Source organism: Stenotrophomonas sp. P2112 (assembly GCF_041897515.1).
GTDB lineage: Bacteria > Pseudomonadota > Gammaproteobacteria > Xanthomonadales > Xanthomonadaceae > Stenotrophomonas > Stenotrophomonas sepilia.
The window spans coordinates 2809513-2823990 of sequence record NZ_CP169216.1 but is presented as its reverse complement, the minus strand read 5'-3'; the positions used below and the strand labels follow the sequence as shown (position 1 = coordinate 2823990).

At 66.3% G+C, this 14478-nt stretch carries 18 protein-coding genes; 8 read left to right on the top strand and 10 right to left on the bottom strand.

What is annotated here, in order from left to right:
- Positions 1 to 33 precede the first annotated feature (33 nt).
- The 3 genes from ACEPA4_RS13135 to ACEPA4_RS13125 all read right to left on the bottom strand — a co-directional run bounded on the left by ACEPA4_RS13135 (position 34) and on the right by ACEPA4_RS13125 (position 3411).
- Entirely contained in the window at positions 34 to 1887 is a 1854-nt protein-coding gene (locus tag ACEPA4_RS13135) for an ABC transporter ATP-binding protein (protein WP_065186077.1), read from the bottom strand.
- Between the two features lie 141 nt (positions 1888 to 2028).
- Positions 2029 to 2478, bottom strand: a complete 450-nt coding sequence (locus ACEPA4_RS13130; protein WP_053497828.1) for a carboxymuconolactone decarboxylase family protein — start codon at positions 2476 to 2478, stop codon at positions 2029 to 2031.
- A 36-nt stretch (positions 2479 to 2514) separates the two neighbouring features.
- Positions 2515 to 3411 (bottom strand): RNA polymerase sigma-70 factor, encoded by an 897-nt coding sequence (locus tag ACEPA4_RS13125; RefSeq protein ID WP_065178295.1) that lies wholly within the window; start codon positions 3409 to 3411, stop codon positions 2515 to 2517.
- A gap of 147 nt (positions 3412 to 3558) precedes the next feature.
- On the opposite strand from ACEPA4_RS13125, the gene ACEPA4_RS13120 reads away from it, so the two are divergent.
- The 3 genes from ACEPA4_RS13120 (at position 3559) to ACEPA4_RS13110 (ending at position 6231) form a co-directional block, all read left to right on the top strand.
- Positions 3559 to 5076 carry a fumarate hydratase gene (locus ACEPA4_RS13120; protein ID WP_005417564.1) on the top strand — a complete coding sequence of 506 codons (1518 nt, stop codon included), beginning with the start codon at positions 3559 to 3561 and terminating at the stop codon, positions 5074 to 5076.
- 122 nt (positions 5077 to 5198) lie between these two features.
- Positions 5199 to 5537 carry a hypothetical protein gene (locus tag ACEPA4_RS13115; protein ID WP_005417563.1) on the top strand — a complete coding sequence of 113 codons (339 nt, stop codon included), beginning with the start codon at positions 5199 to 5201 and terminating at the stop codon, positions 5535 to 5537.
- 58 nt (positions 5538 to 5595) lie between these two features.
- Positions 5596 to 6231, top strand: a complete 636-nt coding sequence (locus ACEPA4_RS13110) for a glutathione S-transferase family protein (protein WP_139727365.1) — start codon at positions 5596 to 5598, stop codon at positions 6229 to 6231.
- A gap of 72 nt (positions 6232 to 6303) precedes the next feature.
- Here the strand turns inward: ACEPA4_RS13110 and arsC are convergent, their stop codons facing one another.
- From arsC to ACEPA4_RS13095, 3 genes are all read right to left on the bottom strand, one after another.
- Entirely contained in the window at positions 6304 to 6645 is a 342-nt protein-coding gene (gene arsC / locus ACEPA4_RS13105) for an arsenate reductase (glutaredoxin) (protein WP_139727363.1), read from the bottom strand.
- On the bottom strand, positions 6645 to 7799 hold the full coding sequence (locus ACEPA4_RS13100) for a phospholipase A (RefSeq protein ID WP_005417552.1): 1155 nt from the start codon (positions 7797 to 7799) through the stop codon (positions 6645 to 6647). The genes arsC and ACEPA4_RS13100 overlap by 1 nt, the downstream gene beginning before the upstream one ends.
- Positions 7800 to 7917: 118 nt before the next feature.
- Entirely contained in the window at positions 7918 to 8403 is a 486-nt protein-coding gene (locus tag ACEPA4_RS13095; protein WP_005417547.1) for a DUF456 domain-containing protein, read from the bottom strand.
- A 235-nt stretch (positions 8404 to 8638) separates the two neighbouring features.
- On the opposite strand from ACEPA4_RS13095, the gene ACEPA4_RS13090 reads away from it, so the two are divergent.
- Positions 8639 to 8848 (top strand): cold-shock protein, encoded by a 210-nt coding sequence (locus tag ACEPA4_RS13090; RefSeq protein WP_005417546.1) that lies wholly within the window; start codon positions 8639 to 8641, stop codon positions 8846 to 8848.
- A gap of 73 nt (positions 8849 to 8921) precedes the next feature.
- Here ACEPA4_RS13090 and ACEPA4_RS13085 read toward each other — a convergent pair whose 3' ends face one another.
- Together ACEPA4_RS13085 and ACEPA4_RS13080 are read right to left on the bottom strand one after the other, a co-directional pair.
- Complete coding sequence (locus ACEPA4_RS13085; protein ID WP_005417545.1) at positions 8922 to 9416, bottom strand: glycine zipper 2TM domain-containing protein; 495 nt, start codon at positions 9414 to 9416, stop codon at positions 8922 to 8924.
- A 136-nt stretch (positions 9417 to 9552) separates the two neighbouring features.
- On the bottom strand, positions 9553 to 9987 hold the full coding sequence (locus ACEPA4_RS13080) for a hypothetical protein (protein WP_262090801.1): 435 nt from the start codon (positions 9985 to 9987) through the stop codon (positions 9553 to 9555).
- Between the two features lie 79 nt (positions 9988 to 10066).
- Here ACEPA4_RS13080 and ACEPA4_RS13075 point away from each other — a divergent pair, with 79 nt between their 5' ends.
- Positions 10067 to 10894 (top strand): tRNA threonylcarbamoyladenosine dehydratase, encoded by an 828-nt coding sequence (locus ACEPA4_RS13075; protein WP_262090799.1) that lies wholly within the window; start codon positions 10067 to 10069, stop codon positions 10892 to 10894.
- Positions 10895 to 10971: 77 nt separating this feature from the next.
- Here ACEPA4_RS13075 and ACEPA4_RS13070 read toward each other — a convergent pair whose 3' ends face one another.
- Positions 10972 to 11745 (bottom strand): TatD family hydrolase, encoded by a 774-nt coding sequence (locus ACEPA4_RS13070; RefSeq protein ID WP_262090797.1) that lies wholly within the window; start codon positions 11743 to 11745, stop codon positions 10972 to 10974.
- Positions 11742 to 11957 (bottom strand): DUF6116 family protein, encoded by a 216-nt coding sequence (locus tag ACEPA4_RS13065; RefSeq protein WP_262090796.1) that lies wholly within the window; start codon positions 11955 to 11957, stop codon positions 11742 to 11744. The genes ACEPA4_RS13070 and ACEPA4_RS13065 overlap by 4 nt, the downstream gene beginning before the upstream one ends.
- Positions 11958 to 12120: 163 nt before the next feature.
- Between ACEPA4_RS13065 and ACEPA4_RS13060 the strand changes: the two genes are divergently transcribed.
- The 3 genes from ACEPA4_RS13060 (at position 12121) to ACEPA4_RS13050 (ending at position 14470) form a co-directional block, all read left to right on the top strand.
- Positions 12121 to 12963, top strand: coding sequence for a glycine zipper 2TM domain-containing protein (locus ACEPA4_RS13060; RefSeq protein ID WP_315974268.1), 843 nt, complete (start codon positions 12121 to 12123; stop codon positions 12961 to 12963).
- Positions 12964 to 13095: 132 nt separating this feature from the next.
- A complete protein-coding gene (locus tag ACEPA4_RS13055) occupies positions 13096 to 13638 on the top strand; it encodes a GNAT family N-acetyltransferase (protein WP_005417537.1) in 543 nt (180 codons plus the stop codon).
- 175 nt (positions 13639 to 13813) lie between these two features.
- The gene (locus tag ACEPA4_RS13050; protein WP_032954328.1) at positions 13814 to 14470 is read left to right on the top strand and encodes a glutathione S-transferase family protein; all 657 of its coding nucleotides are present in this window, start codon (positions 13814 to 13816) and stop codon (positions 14468 to 14470) included.
- Positions 14471 to 14478: the final 8 nt, after the last annotated feature.

Here is a 14478-nt window from a genome sequence, read left to right as displayed (position 1 = left end):
ACAAGTTCTCATTGGGCGGAACGAGAGGCGTTCTCAGCGGTAACCCGCCGCCTGCAGCTCGAACAGCTCGGCATAGCGGCCGCCCTGCGCCATCAGCTGCGCATGGGTGCCGCTGGCCTCGATCCGGCCATCGGCCAGCACCAGGATGCGGTCGGCCATGCGTACCGAGGAAAAGCGGTGGGAAATCAGTACTGCGGTGCGATTATCCGCCAGTTCCCTGAACCGCTGGAACACCTCGAACTCACTGCGGGCATCCAGCGCTGCCGTTGGCTCATCCAGGATCATCACCTGCGCATTGCGCATCCATGCGCGGGCAATGGCGATCTTCTGCCACTGGCCACCGGACAGGTCCACGCCCTGCTTGAAGCGGCGGCCGATCTGCTGGTCGTAGCCGCCGGGCAGGTCGTCGATGACTTCCTCGGCCATGCCGCGTCGCGCCGCGTCAGCGATGCGTGCCTGGTCGTCCATCGCCTCGACCTGGCCGACGCCGATGTTTTCGCCGGCGCTGAGGTTGTAGCGCACGAAGTCCTGGAAGATCACCCCGAGGTTGGCGCGCAGGTCATCCAGGTCGTAATCGCGCAGGTCGCGGCCATCGAGCAGGATGCGGCCTTCGTCCGGTTCGTACAGCCGCGCCAGCAGCTTCACCAGGGTGGTTTTGCCGGCGCCGTTCTCGCCGACCAGGGCCAGCACTTCGCCGGCGTGCAGCTGGAAATCCAGGTGACGCACCGCCCACTGTTCGGCATCGGGGTAGCGGAAGCCGACGTTCTCGAATACGAAGCCCTGGCGGATCGGTTGCGGCACGCGCACGGCCCCATCGCGCGAGTGGATTTCCGGCTGGATCTGGAAGAACGAGAACAGGTCATCCAGGTACAGCGCCTGGCTGGCCACCTGCGAAAAGCCGATCAGCAGGCCTTCCAGCAGCTGGCGCAGGCGCAGGAAGCTGCCGGCGAGGAAGGTCAGGTCGCCGATCGAGAAGTCCCCACGCACCGTGCGCCATGCGATGTAGGCGTAGGCGGTGTAATACCCCAGCGTGCCCAGCGCAGCCAGCAGCGTGCCCCAGAACGCGCGGCGCCGTGCCAGGGCGCGGTTGGCCTGGAACAATGCCACCGACAGGCGCCGGTAGCGCTCCACCAGGAAGCGGTGCAGGTTGTAGATCTTCACTTCCTTGGCCGTTTCCACGCTGGCGCCCAGCTGGCGCAGGTAGTCGAGCTGGCGGCGCTCGGGCGTCCACTGGAAGTTGAGGCTGTAGCCGGCCGCGTTGAAGTGCGATTCGCCGATGAAGGCCGGCACCAGTGCCAGCGCCAGCAGCAGGATCAGCCACGGCGCGTAGACCAGCAGGCCGACGGCGAGGCTGGCCACGGTGATCGCGTCCTGCACCTGGCCGAACAGCTGGCTCATCAGGTTCATCCGGCCCATGGTCTGGCGCCGCGCACGGTCCAGCTTGTCCTGCAGGTCCGGGTCTTCGAAATCCTCCAGGTCCAGCGTCGCGGCGTGTTCCATCAGGCGGATGCTGGTGGCGTTGGCGAACAGTTCGGAAAGCAGAGCGTCGGCGTAGCTGACCAGCCGGCCGAGCAGGTCCGAGGCGATGGCCAGGCCGAATTCCAGTGCCAGCAGGCCCAGCAGTGGATTGAGCAGGCCGCTGGACAGCGCCTCGCCCAGCGGCGGGAAGCCGGCATCGTGCTGGCTCAGGTGCAGGGCGCTGTCGATGATCAGCTTGCCGACGTAGAGCATCGCCACCGGCAGCAGCGCACGGATCAGGCGCAGCCCCAGGCTGGCCAGGGTCAGCGCCGGACTGGTCTTCCAGACCATGCGCAGGAAGGGGGGCAGATTGCGCATCGCCCTGAAGCGCTGGCGCAGGCTGGGTTTCTTCGCGGCGGCAGTAGGCATGCCGCCATTGTGCGCGCGCACGGCGTGCAGATGGGGTCATATGGGGTCAGATCCCTTTGCAGCGCAAAGGGCTCTGATCCCGCCACCGCGCCTCGGAGTCAGAGCCCTTCGCCATGCGAAGGGATCCGACCCCGCTCTCCGTTACGGCAGCGGTGGCAGCAGCCCCGCACCCAGCCGGTTCCAGGCATTGATCACCGCGATGCCCATGCTCAGGTCGCTGATGCCCTTCGCATCGAAGTGCGGTTCCAGTGCATCGAACGCCGCTTGCGACGGCGCTCCGTCGGTCAAGCGGGTCAGCGCCTCGGCCCAGCCCAGTGCTGCGCGTTCGCGCGCATCGAAGAAGCGGCTTTCGTGCCAGGCGGGCAGGGTGTCCAGCTTGCGCGGCTCGATGCCACCCTTGCGCAGCGCGGTGCCGTGCATGTCCATGCAGTAGCCGCAGCCGTTGAGCTGCGACACGCGCAGGAACACCAGTTCCATCAGGGTCGGGTCGATCGAGCTGTCATGCACCGCCTGGCTGGTGGCCAGCAGGCCCTTGAAGGCCTCGGCGGCCAGGCGGGTGTAGGGGACGCGGGGGAAGGTGTGATCGGACATCGTGGGCTCCACGGCGGCCACGATGGCCGCCTTTCATCACAAGGACGCCGCAGCGTCGTGGTGCGTGACAACCTTCGGCAATTTTTCTGGATTCAGCACGCTGTACACGTTGGCGATGCGACCATCGACCACTTCGATGGTGGTGATCGAGTGCAGGCGGTCACCCTGGAAACGCAGGATCGCCGGTTCGCCGTTGACGTAGCCCAGCTGCGCCGGATGCGCCGCGCCGCGGCGGGCGATGGCCCAGAACAGGCGGCCGATGCGTTCGGCGCCCAGCAGGGGCCGTACCGCCGCAGTGACTACGCCACCGCCGTCGGAGACCAGTACCGCATTGGCGTGCAGCAGGGCCTGGATCGCTTCGCTGTCGCCGCGCTGCGAGGCATCCATGAAGCGCGCCAGCAACTGCCGGTGCTGGATGGCGTCGGCGTTGAAGCGCGGCCGTCCGGCCTGCAGGCGCTGCCGGGCACGGTGCACCAGCTGCCGGCAGTTGGCTTCGCTGTGGCCGATCAGGTCGGCGATCTCACGGTAGTCGTGGTCGAAGGCCTCCTTCAGCAGGAAGGCGGCGCGTTCTTCGGGGCCGAGCTGTTCGAGCAGGGTCAGGAAGGCGACCGAGACCTCGTCGGCCAGCGCATGCAGCTGGGCCGGGCCGGGCGCGGGGTCAGGCTCCAGGGTGACCGCCAGCGGTTCGGCCAGCCATGGGCCGACATAGTGGACACGCTCGCGCTTGGCCGCTCGCAGGCGGTCCAGGCCGAGCCGGGTGGTGGTGGTGACCAGCCAGGCCTCTGCATCGCGGACACTGGCAGGATCGGCGCCGGACCAGCGCAGCCAGGCGTCCTGCACCACGTCTTCGGCGTCGGCGCGGCTGCCGAGCAGGCGATAGGCCAGCGCCATCAGGCGCGGGCGGTGGGTCTGGAAAACGGTTTCGGCGTTCATGTGTGCAAGGACGCCGCAGTGGCGCGTGGCGTGACAGAGCGTCGGGGGGAATCTTGCCGGCCAGCGGCCGGCACTACCACCCCGGGGCCGGGGGAGGGGGTAAAATGGGCGGATTACCCCCGCCAGCCTCGAGCAAGCGAGCAAGCCGTGACATCGATCAAGCAGGAAGACCTCATCCAGTCCATCGCCGACGCGCTGCAGTACATCTCGTACTACCACCCGGTCGACTACATCAAGAACCTCGCCGCCGCGTACGAGCGCGAGGAGTCGCCGGCCGCGAAGGAAGCGATGGCCCAGATCCTGATCAATTCGCGGATGTGCGCCGAAGGCCACCGTCCGATCTGCCAGGACACCGGCATCGTCACCGTGTTCCTGGAAATCGGCATGGACGTGCGTTGGGATGACGCCACCATGGGCGTGGAAGACATGGCCAATGAAGGCGTTCGCCGCGCCTACATGCATCCGGACAACAAGCTGCGCGCCTCGGTGCTGGCTGATCCGGCCGGCAAGCGGATCAATACCAAGGACAACACCCCGGGTGTGGTCAACGTCAAGGTGGTGCCGGGCAACAAGGTCGACGTCATCGTTGCCGCCAAGGGCGGTGGTTCGGAAGCGAAGACCAAGTTCGCCATGCTCAACCCGTCCGACTCCATCGTCGACTGGGTGCTGAAGACCGTGCCGACCATGGGCGCCGGCTGGTGCCCGCCGGGCATGCTCGGCATCGGCATCGGTGGCACCGCCGAGAAGGCGATGCTGCTGGCCAAGGAGGCGCTGATGGAACCGATCGACATCACCGAGCTGCAGGCCCGTGGTGCCTCCAACCGCATCGAGGAGCTGCGCCTGGAGCTGTATGAGAAGGTCAATGCATTGGGCATCGGTGCGCAGGGCCTGGGCGGCCTGACCACTGTGCTGGACATCAAGATCAACGACTATCCGACCCATGCGGCCAACCTGCCGGTGGCGATGATCCCGAACTGCGCCGCCACCCGCCATGCGCACTTCACCCTGGATGGCAGTGGCCCGGTGATGCTGGACCCGCCGTCGCTGGAAGACTGGCCGAAACTGACCTATGACGCGTCCAAGGGCACCCGGGTGGACCTGGACACGATCACCCCAGAGGACGTGGCCAGCTGGAAGCCGGGCCAGACCCTGCTGCTCAACGGCAAGCTGCTGACCGGCCGCGATGCCGCGCACAAGCGCATGGTCGACATGCTCAACAAGGGCGAGGAACTGCCGGTCGACCTGAAGGGCCGCTTCATCTATTACGTCGGCCCGGTCGATCCGGTGCGCGACGAAGTGGTGGGCCCGGCCGGCCCGACCACGGCGACCCGCATGGACAAGTTCACCGAGCAGGTATTGGCACAGACCGGCCTGCTGGGCATGGTCGGCAAGGCCGAGCGCGGCCCGGCCGCCATCGAGGCGATCAGGAAGCACAAGTCGGCCTACCTGATGGCCGTTGGTGGTTCGGCCTACCTGGTGTCCAAGGCGATCAAGGCGGCCAAGGTCGTTGGCTTCGCCGACCTGGGCATGGAAGCGATCTACGAGTTCACCGTGCAGGACATGCCCGTGACCGTGGCGGTGGATTCCACCGGCGAATCGGTGCACAAGACCGGCCCGCGCGAATGGCAGGCCCGCATCGGCAAGATTCCGGTGGTTGTGGAGTAAGCCCTTCATCCCGGACCAGACAACGGCGCCCCTGTGGCGCCGTTGTTGTGTGGGCAAAAATATTGATGTTCCGGTAGCGGTTGTTCTGCTACGGTCGGAACACCCTCGCACAGGACGTGTCCATGGCCCTGCATCGGTTCATCGTGGTAGGCGTGCTGCTGGCCCTGGCCGGTTGCAGCACCCCGGCGTCGTACGAAGGCGCGGATTTCCCCGCATCGGCGCAATGCCGCGTGCAGTGCCAGGCCGGCTATCGCAGCTGCATGGCGCAGAATGACTCCCTCGGCAGCCGCCAGAGCAACTGCGAGCAGCAGGTGGTGCCGGCGCCGGACAAGCGCTGCAAGGACGTGGACAATCCGGACCTGCGCCGTGCCTGCGAACTGAAGACGCACGACTGCGCGATGCGCGCGCCGATGATGTCCTGTGGCGAGCGCCGGGATTCCTGCATGAGCAGCTGCGGCTGAGCCATGATCGCGCGCGTGGGCGCATAATCGGCTGATCCACCCGCACAGGATCTTCCGCATGAGCACCACGCTGTATGGTTCGACCAGTACCGCCGCGCTGGTCGTGCACTGGCTGCTGATCGAGCTCGGCATCGAGCATGAACTGGTGCTGCTGGATTTCGACGCGCGCGAGCACAAGTCGGCGCAGTACCTGGCGCTCAATCCGGCCGGTGTGGTGCCGACACTGTTGATCGATGGCCTGGTACTGACCGAAGCGGCGGCCATCGCCCTGTACCTGGCCGATCGCCACCCGGAGGCCGGCCTGCTCCCGGTGCCGGGCACGCCGCAGCGTGGCGATGCCTACCGCTGGATGTTCTGGTGTGCCAATACGCTGCAGCCGGCCTATCGGGCCTGGTTCTATCCGCATGAAATGGCCGGCCAGGCGAACGTCGAGGCCAGCCGCGAGAGGGCGCGTCAGCGGCTCGAAGCGGCCTGGCAGCACGTTGCCGCTCACCTGCAGGCGCACGGCCCGTACCTGCTGGGCGCCAGGCCCTGCGTGGTCGACTACATGCTGGTGATGCTGATGCGCTGGTCGCGCAACATGCCCAGGCCCAGTGACACCTGGCCGGTGCTCAAGGCGCATGCCACCTCGATGAAGGCGCGCCCGGCGTTCGCCGAGGTCTACCGACGCGAAGGCATCACCGACTGGCGGTGACCAAAAAAGGGGACGGAGGGAATTAGGTCGTTTGTGCACAAACGACTTAATTCCCTCCGTCCCTTTTTCGGGTTACAGGATCTCCAGCACTGTTTCCGGTGGGCGGCACAGCCGCGTGCCCTTGGCCGTACGCACCACGGGGCGATTGATCAAACGGGGGTGTTCGCTCATCGCCGCCAGCAGCGTGGCGTCGTCGGCGCCGTCCAGGCCCAGTTCGGTGAACAGCGCCTCCTTGCTGCGTACCAGTTCCTGTGCGTGCAGCCGGGATTCGGCCAGTACCTGGCGCAGCGTGACTGCGTCCGGCGGGTTGCCCAGGTAGTCGATCACCACCGGCTCGAAGCCCGCATCGCGGATCAGCTTCAGTGCGCCGCGCGAGTTGCTGCAGGCCGGGTTGTGCCAGATCGTCACGTCCATCAGAACCACTCCAGCAGAGACACGCCCACACCCACATAGGTAGCCTTGTGGTTGTAGTCGATCAGGCTTTCGCCGTAGCCGTCGAAGACCTGCACATGACCACGCAGCAGGTTGCTGATCGGGAAGCCGTAGTCCAGCTGCAGCGCACCGTGCGAACGGCTTCCGGTGCGCAGTGAATGGCGCGCCATCAGCGAGACCTCATGCCCATTGCGGTTCCAGGTCAGGGTGGCGTCGCCGCGGCCCATGTAATCCTCGATGTCCGGATTGTTGTCTTCGCTGCGGCTTTCGGGAATGCGGTACCAGGGACGCAGCACCAGCGCCCAGTTCTCGCGGTCCAGACCGATGTTGAGCATGACCCGGTTCCAGCTGCGTGACAGCGGGTCGGCGCGTCCATTGGACTGGTGGTTCAGCGCGATGCCGGTCATGCGCCCGCGCCAGCCACCGATCGAGTAGCCGTTGCGGAACACCATCATCACTTCCGGCTCGTAATTGGTTTCGCGGAACGGGCGCGAATCCTCGCTGTTGTAGGCCTGCCAGCGCGAACTCTGGGTGTAGCCGGCCCAGATGTCGCCGTTGTCGCCGAACAGGTTCTCGACGATCTTGGTCTTGAAGCTGATCTGGAACTTCAGCTCGGCACTGTCGAGTACCTGCGGGGTGGTTACGCTGTTGGCCGGGTTCGGCGAGTGCGGCATGGTGTTGCGATCGCTGGTCCAGAAGGCGGGCAGCAGGTACACCGGCTTGTAGGCGCGCAGTTGGAACGGCCCCAGCTTGGAGTCCTCGGCCAGTTCCCAGCGGCTGTCCAGCAGCGAACCGCGGCCGGCGTTGGCCAGCGCGCTGTCCGGCGTCGCCGGGCGGAACAGGTCGCTCACCCGCTCGCGCAGCTTTTCCTCGCCCTGGCTCACGCGCGCGGTCTGCCGTTCTTCGCGGCGGGCCTGTGCAGCCGCTTCGGCGGCAGCATCAGCGGCGGCGGTAGCCTCCGGGGTATGCCCGAACAGGCGGTCATAGCAGGCCAGCCGGGCCGCGTCGGTGGTAATTGCCGCGCAGGCGGCCGGTGAGGTATCGGCGGTAGGCGCGAACTCCTGCGCAGCCAGCGGTGCACTGGCCAGGGCAAGCGCCAGCGGCGCCAGACGGGGAGACAGCGTGGGGAGGGTCATTGCAGCAGGCCCTTCGATGAATTCGGGAATCACACAGTGTGGCGGCTGTGCCGGATCGCGGCCAGCCCCACGGTTTATGCACGGTCACAGCGTGCGCGTGGCGTGAAGGCCCGGTGGCTCAGAAGAACCAGGCGAACGCGAACAGGCCCAGCATCGCGATCACAACCGCCAGTTTCAGTGCCAGGCCAAGCAGGATGCCGAGCCAGGTGGCCAGACCGACCCTGGTCGAGCGGCCGAGTTCGCGGGTGTGCCAGTACTCGCCGAGCAGGGCACCGACCAGCGGTCCGGCGAACAGGCCGATGGGCATGAAGAACAGGCCGACGATGCTGCCGACGAAGGTTCCCCACAGCGCCTTGCGGCTGGCACCGACACGCTGCGCGCCGACCACCGTGGCCAGCACGTCCACCAGCAGCGAAAGCAGGGTCAGTACCCCAAGCGCGACCAGGGTAGGCCAGCCGACGTGGGCAAAGCCGTCGGCCCAGGCGGCCAGCAGCAGTCCGATGAACACCAGCGGGATGCCCGGGAGGGCCGGCAGGATGATGCCGGCGATGCCTATCAGGACAAAAATGACCGCTAGCAGATACAAGATGAATGAGAGTCCCATGCTGTCCCGTATGGAGTCCGTTTTGGGGTTGACAGTGAAAGATTTTGCCAGTTGCTTTTTCGTTTTGGCCGGGTTAAGTTGCAGTCGCTGAGCTTGGCAAGGTCACCGTGGATCGTGGCCTGATGAAGCAAGATCTTCCCGATCCGCTGCATCGATGCACCTCGCTTCCCCCTTGCTTGTCAGCCGCCCACCAGGCGTTTCCAACAACAAGAGAGAGTCAAAGGGAGTTAGTGAGATGGCTGATCGCGAGACCGGTACGGTAAAGTGGTTCAATGATGCGAAGGGCTTCGGCTTCATCAGCCGGCAGAATGGCGAGGACGTGTTCGTGCACTTCCGCGCCATCGAGACCCAGGGCTTCAAGAGCCTCAAGGAAGGCCAGAGTGTGAGCTTTGAAGTCGTGCAGGGCCAGAAGGGCCTGCAGGCTGACAAGGTCCAGCCGATGTAACACCTGCCGTCCGTCGGCATGAAAAAAGGCCCGCGCAAGCGGGCCTTTTTCTTTGCCTTTGGCCCGCGGCAGGTCAGCGCAGGATGACCTTGCCGTTGACCACGCGCACATAGGTGTTCTCACGGATGCCACCCAGGTCACGCTGGTTGACCACGATGGTGCGGCCATCATCCATGCGCACGCTGATGTCGTAGGTATCGCTGGTCACATTCTTCTGGATCTGGTTGCCGGCCAGGGCGCCACCGACTGCGCCTGCAGCGGCGGCAATGTTCTTGTTGCCACGGCTGCCACCGGTGTGGTCGGAGATTTCATGGCCGGCCACGGCGCCAACGATGCCGCCGAGGATCGCGCCGGTCGCGCTGGGCGCGGTGCGGCCCGAGGGCACGGTGTTGATGCGGGTGACGATGCCACAGTCCGCGCAGCGGCCCTGGTTGTAGCCGCCGTTGTTGCCGTAGCCGCCGTTGTTGTAGCCGTTGTTGTAACCACCGCCACTGTAACCGGGCGAGGTGGCACAACCGGCCAGCGCGAGGGTAGCGATGGCGCTGGCGGCGATGAGCTGAATCTTCATGGGGCGTCTCCTGGCCGTGAAGGCGGGTATGTTGGGTGGTACTGCGTCATGCAGCAGGGTGGACGAATCGTCTCCCTTCGAACGTGAACAACGCGCCAACCACGCACCCGATGCCCGGCTGCAGGATGAACGCGCCTCAGCGGAAATCCTGGTGGCAGGCCTGGCAATCGGCCTGCAGCGTTTCCACGAGCTGGGCCAAGGCCCTGCAGTCGCTTGGCGGTGCAGCCAGCGCCGTGTTGAGGTTGCCGCGAAGTCGGCTGGCGTGCTGCTGGAACTGCGTGCTGTCCTTCAGCCCGGGAAACGCCAGGTCCAGGTCATTGGACAACAGGCGTAGCGCCTGCAGCCGCGGCACGCTGTCGGCCAGGCTGCAGCGGTTCTGCTGCTGGGCCCGCTGCAGCAGCTGCGACTGCCGCTGCATCACCTGCATCAGGCTGTCCGGGAACGGGTCGCGACGCGCCTGCAGGGCGCGGCCTACCATCACCGTGGCGACCAGGCCGATCAGCAGGCCCAGGCACAGTACGAACAGGTAGCGATGGGCAGGGGACAGGCGGCGGGGCGGGCTGGCGTTCATGCGGGCTCTCCGGGCGTGCAACGGTGGGTTCGACGCCGGCGTGCTTTGGGCGCTGGCACCTGCACGTTAAAATAGCCCGATGAACGAACAGGTCAAACAACGCTTTGCCGGCATCGAACGGCTGTATGGCGTGGGTGCGCTCGAGCGCCTGCAGGGCAGCCGCGTGGCGGTGGTCGGCATGGGCGGCGTCGGCTCGTGGGTGGTGGAGGCGCTGGCCCGTTCGGCGGTCGGTCATCTGACCCTGATCGATGCCGACGACATCTGCGTGTCCAACACCAACCGGCAGCTGCCGGCGATGGAAGGCAATTACGGGCGCAACAAGGCCGAGGCGATGGCCGAGCGCTGCCGTGCGATCAATCCGGGGATCGACGTCGATGCCGTGCAGGCATTCCTGACGATGTCCAACATGGCTGAGCTGCTGGACCGCGGGTTCGATCTGGTGATCGATGCCTGCGACAGCTTCCGGGTCAAGGTCGAGGCGATCGCCTGGTGCCGCCGCCGCAAGCTGCCGCTGCTGACCGTCGGCGCTGCCGGTGGCCGCACCGACCCGACCCTGGTACGTATCCGCGATGTCTCGCGCACCGAGCATGACGCCATGTTGGCACTGATCCGCAAGAAGCTGCGCAGCGAGTTCAACTTCCCGAAGAACGCCAAGCGCTATTTCGGCGTGCCGGCGGTGTATTCGCTGGAGAATGTGAAGTACCCGCAGGCCGATGGCAGCGTCTGCGGCATTCGTCCGAACCTGGGTGCCGATGCGGCGTTGAAGCTGGACTGCGGCGCCGGTCTGGGCGCGGCGACCCACATCACCGGCGCGTTCGCCTTTGCGGCGGTGGGCAAGGCGCTTGAGATGCTGCTGGAGCCGAAGAAGGCGAAAACCGAGGTGACCGAGGCCTACGCCGACGCGTGACGGTGGTGCCGGCCGCTGGCCGGCATTGGGTTCGTCGCCGTCGTTACAGCGTGCCGGCCAAGGTCGGGCCCCCGCCGTCACATTGCCGGCAGCGCGAACAGCCGCCGTGCATTCTCTGTCGTGGCCTGTGCCAGGGCCTCCAGCTCCATTCCGCGCAGCGCGGCCACGTGCCGGGCAATGGTTGCCAGCCGTGCCGGTTCGTTGCGCTGGCCGCGGACCCCTGCGTCGGGCTGGTCGGGCGCGTCGGTTTCCAGCAGCAGCTGCTCCAGCGGCATTCCGCGTACCAGCCGTTGCAGGCGCTGCGCCCGCTCGTAGGTCAGCGGACCGCCAAGGCCCAGCAGGAAGCCGTGCCTGTGCAGTTGCGCGGCCTGTTCGGGGCTGCCGGAAAAACTGTGCACCACGCCGCGCAGGCCGCCGACGCGACGGATCGCGGCGATCACCGCATCCACCGCGCGTCGCGCGTGCACGATCACCGGCAGATCGAATTCTCGGGCCAGTTCCAGCTGGCCGATGAAATACGCCTGTTGAGCCTCGGCATCCAGTCCTTCGACGAAGAAGTCGAGGCCGCATTCGCCGATCGCGCAGGGGCGTTCGCGCTCGATCCACTCGCGCAGCAGTGGCAGGTGCCCAGGCTGGTGATCGGCCAGGAACATCGGGTGCAGGCCGAAGGCCGGGTACAGCCCGGGCGCCTGCTGGCAGACCTCGCGCAGTTTCGGCCAGCCGGCAGCGGTGACCGCTGGCACCACCTGTTGGCGCACACCCACGGCCTGCGCCCGCTCGATCACCGCGGCACGGTCAGGGTCGAACGCGCTCGCGTCGAGATGACAGTGGCTGTCGACCAGCACGCTCAACGCTGTTCCAGCGGCGGTGGCGTGCTGGCGTTGCGGCTCTTCCAGTTCGCCAGCAGCAGCGTGCCGAAGCCCAGCACCAACTCATCGATGAACGGGATCGGGTCCGGGATGAACAGCGTCAGCACGAACAGGCCGGCGGTGAGCTTGAACAGGGTGGGGTAGCGCAGCCGGCGCGCCCATTGCAGTACTGGCAGCAGCATCGGGTTGGCCATGGCGGGGATCCTCGTGGGGAATATGCAAACGCTACCACGGGCCCTGCATTTCCCGATGCTGAATGGGTTACAGCAATGAGCAGGAAATGTGGAGATTCCGTTCAGGCAGCGCGTGCTGCAATCTGTCCCGAGAACGTTGCGGATGGTCCGCAAGGAGCAGGTCATGAAAAGCACAACTACAACTGTCCTGGTCGCAGCGGGCGCGCTGCTGGTTGGTGGCATCGCCACCGCCGCCTTCATGAAGAGTGGCGACCGCTCGCCCGACTCCATCAGCGCCGCAACCCCCAATGGCGAGTCGCGCCTGGTCGATGGCAACGCCACCGACGATGGCGTACGTGGTGACAAGCTCGACCCGACCGCGCCGCGCGGGCTGGAATATGCCGATGTGCTGAAGGTCGACCCGATCACCGAGAAGCAGAAGGCCTATGCCACCGTGATCGGCACCGATCCGGTGCGCGAGACCTCCACCACCCAGACTCCGCACGAGGTCTGCCAGGACGTGACGGTGCAGGAACGCCTGCCGGAGCGTGATGGCAACGTCGGCGGTACCGTGGTCGGCGCGGTGGTGGGTGGCCTGCTCGGCAACCAGGTCGGTGGCGGCAACGGCAAGAAGGCCGCGACCGCAGCCGGTGCGGTGGCCGGTGGCTTCATCGGCAACCAGATCGACAAGCGCCATGTGGGCGGCCGCGTGGTCAATCGTACCGAGCGCCAGTGCCACACCGAAACCGCAACGTCCGAGTCGAGCCGCGTCACCGGTTACAACGTGACCTATCGCAACGAAGACGGCACCACCGGCACCATGCGCATGGCCAGCAAGCCGGGCAGCCGCATCGCCATGGGTACCAATGATGTGGTGAAGGGCTACAACGTGACCTATCGCTATGATGGCGCCGAGAAGACCGTGCGCATGGACAACAAGCCGGCCAGCGATCGCCTGCCGGTGGTCGATGGCCAGCTGGTCACGCAGACCGCTGCTGCCGGCGCCACTGCGGCCACGCGCCAGTAATCCAGAACACCCTGCTGCACCCGACGGGCCGGCTCATGCCGGCCCGTTTCGTTGTGCGCACAGGCATTGATCCGTGGGGAAAAGGAATCGACCATGATGGATGCCCCCCCCCCCTTTCGACAAGGAGTCGGCATGAGCATCTTCGACCTGCGCCTGGAAACCGAGCGGCTGATTCTGCGCCCGCTGCTGCGCGAGGACTACGAACCGTACCTGGCATTCTGTGCCGACGAGGAAACGATGCGCACCCTGGGGGGTGTTCAACCGCCCTCGGTGGCATGGCGCGGCTTCTGCAGCCTGGCCGGCGCCTGGCAGCTGTTCGGCTTCTCGATGTTCAGCGTGATCGAGAAATCCAGCGGTGACTGGATCGGCCGGATGGGACCGTGGCAGCCGCAGGACTGGCCTGGAACCGAGGTCGGTTGGGGTATTCGGCATGCCAGCTGGGGCCGGGGCTATGCACCGGAAGCGGCGGTTGCTGCCATCGACTGGGCATTTGACACGCTGGGCTGGGACGAGGTGATCCACACCATCGCCGAGAACAACGACAACTCGAGGGCGGTCGCGCGCAAGCTGGGCAGCACGCTGCTGCGCATGGGAGAGCTGCCGCCACCGTACAACGACAAGCCGATGCAGATCTGGGGCCAGTCGCGAGAACAGTGGCGGCAGCGCGTGCGCTGAGCGTTGCCGGTAGTGCCGGCCGCTGGCCGGCAACCTCGATGTGGCAGGATTCGTGCGATTGCCGGCCAGCGGCCAGCGTTACCGTGTTGCCATGCTGCATCCGCGCTTGGCATTCACCGGCGGGCTTGCCAGACTGCGTGCAGCTGGCCGCCGGCCGGATCCGAGGAAGCAGGCAATGGTGGAAGAGCGCGTCCCGTTGACGGTGCATGGCATGTCGGTGTCCGGCAATTGCCACAAGGTCCGCCTGCTGCTGGAGCAGCTCGGCAGCCGCTACCGCTGGGTGGAAGTGGACAGTGCCCATGGCCAGACCCACACCGCCGAGTTCCTTGCGCTCAATCCCAACGCCAAGGTGCCGTTGATCGTCCGCGACGATGGCCGCGTGTTGACTGAATCCAATGCGATCCTGTTCTGGTTGGCCGAAGGGACGCCCTACCTGCCTACCGACGGTTGGGAACGCGCGCAGGCATTGAGCTGGATGTTCTTCGAGCAGTACACGCACGAGCCATGCGTGGCGGTAGCGCGCTTCATCCGCGGCTGGACACCGCCCGATTCACCGCGCCGTGCTGAACTGCCACGCCTGCACGAGCGCGCCGCCACCGCGCTGGCGGTGATGGAGCAGCACCTGCGCGAAGCGCAGTGGTTCACCGGAAGCGCATACGGTATCGCCGACATTGCGCTGTTCGCCTATACCGACGTCGCAGGCGAGGGCGGCATCAGCCTGGCGCCCTTCCCGGAAGTGCGCGCCTGGCTGCAGCGCGTGCGCGCGCAGCCGCGCTTCGTGGCGATGCCAGCGGTGACCGCCGAGGTGCGCGCGCGCTTCGAGGCTGCCTGATCCCACAG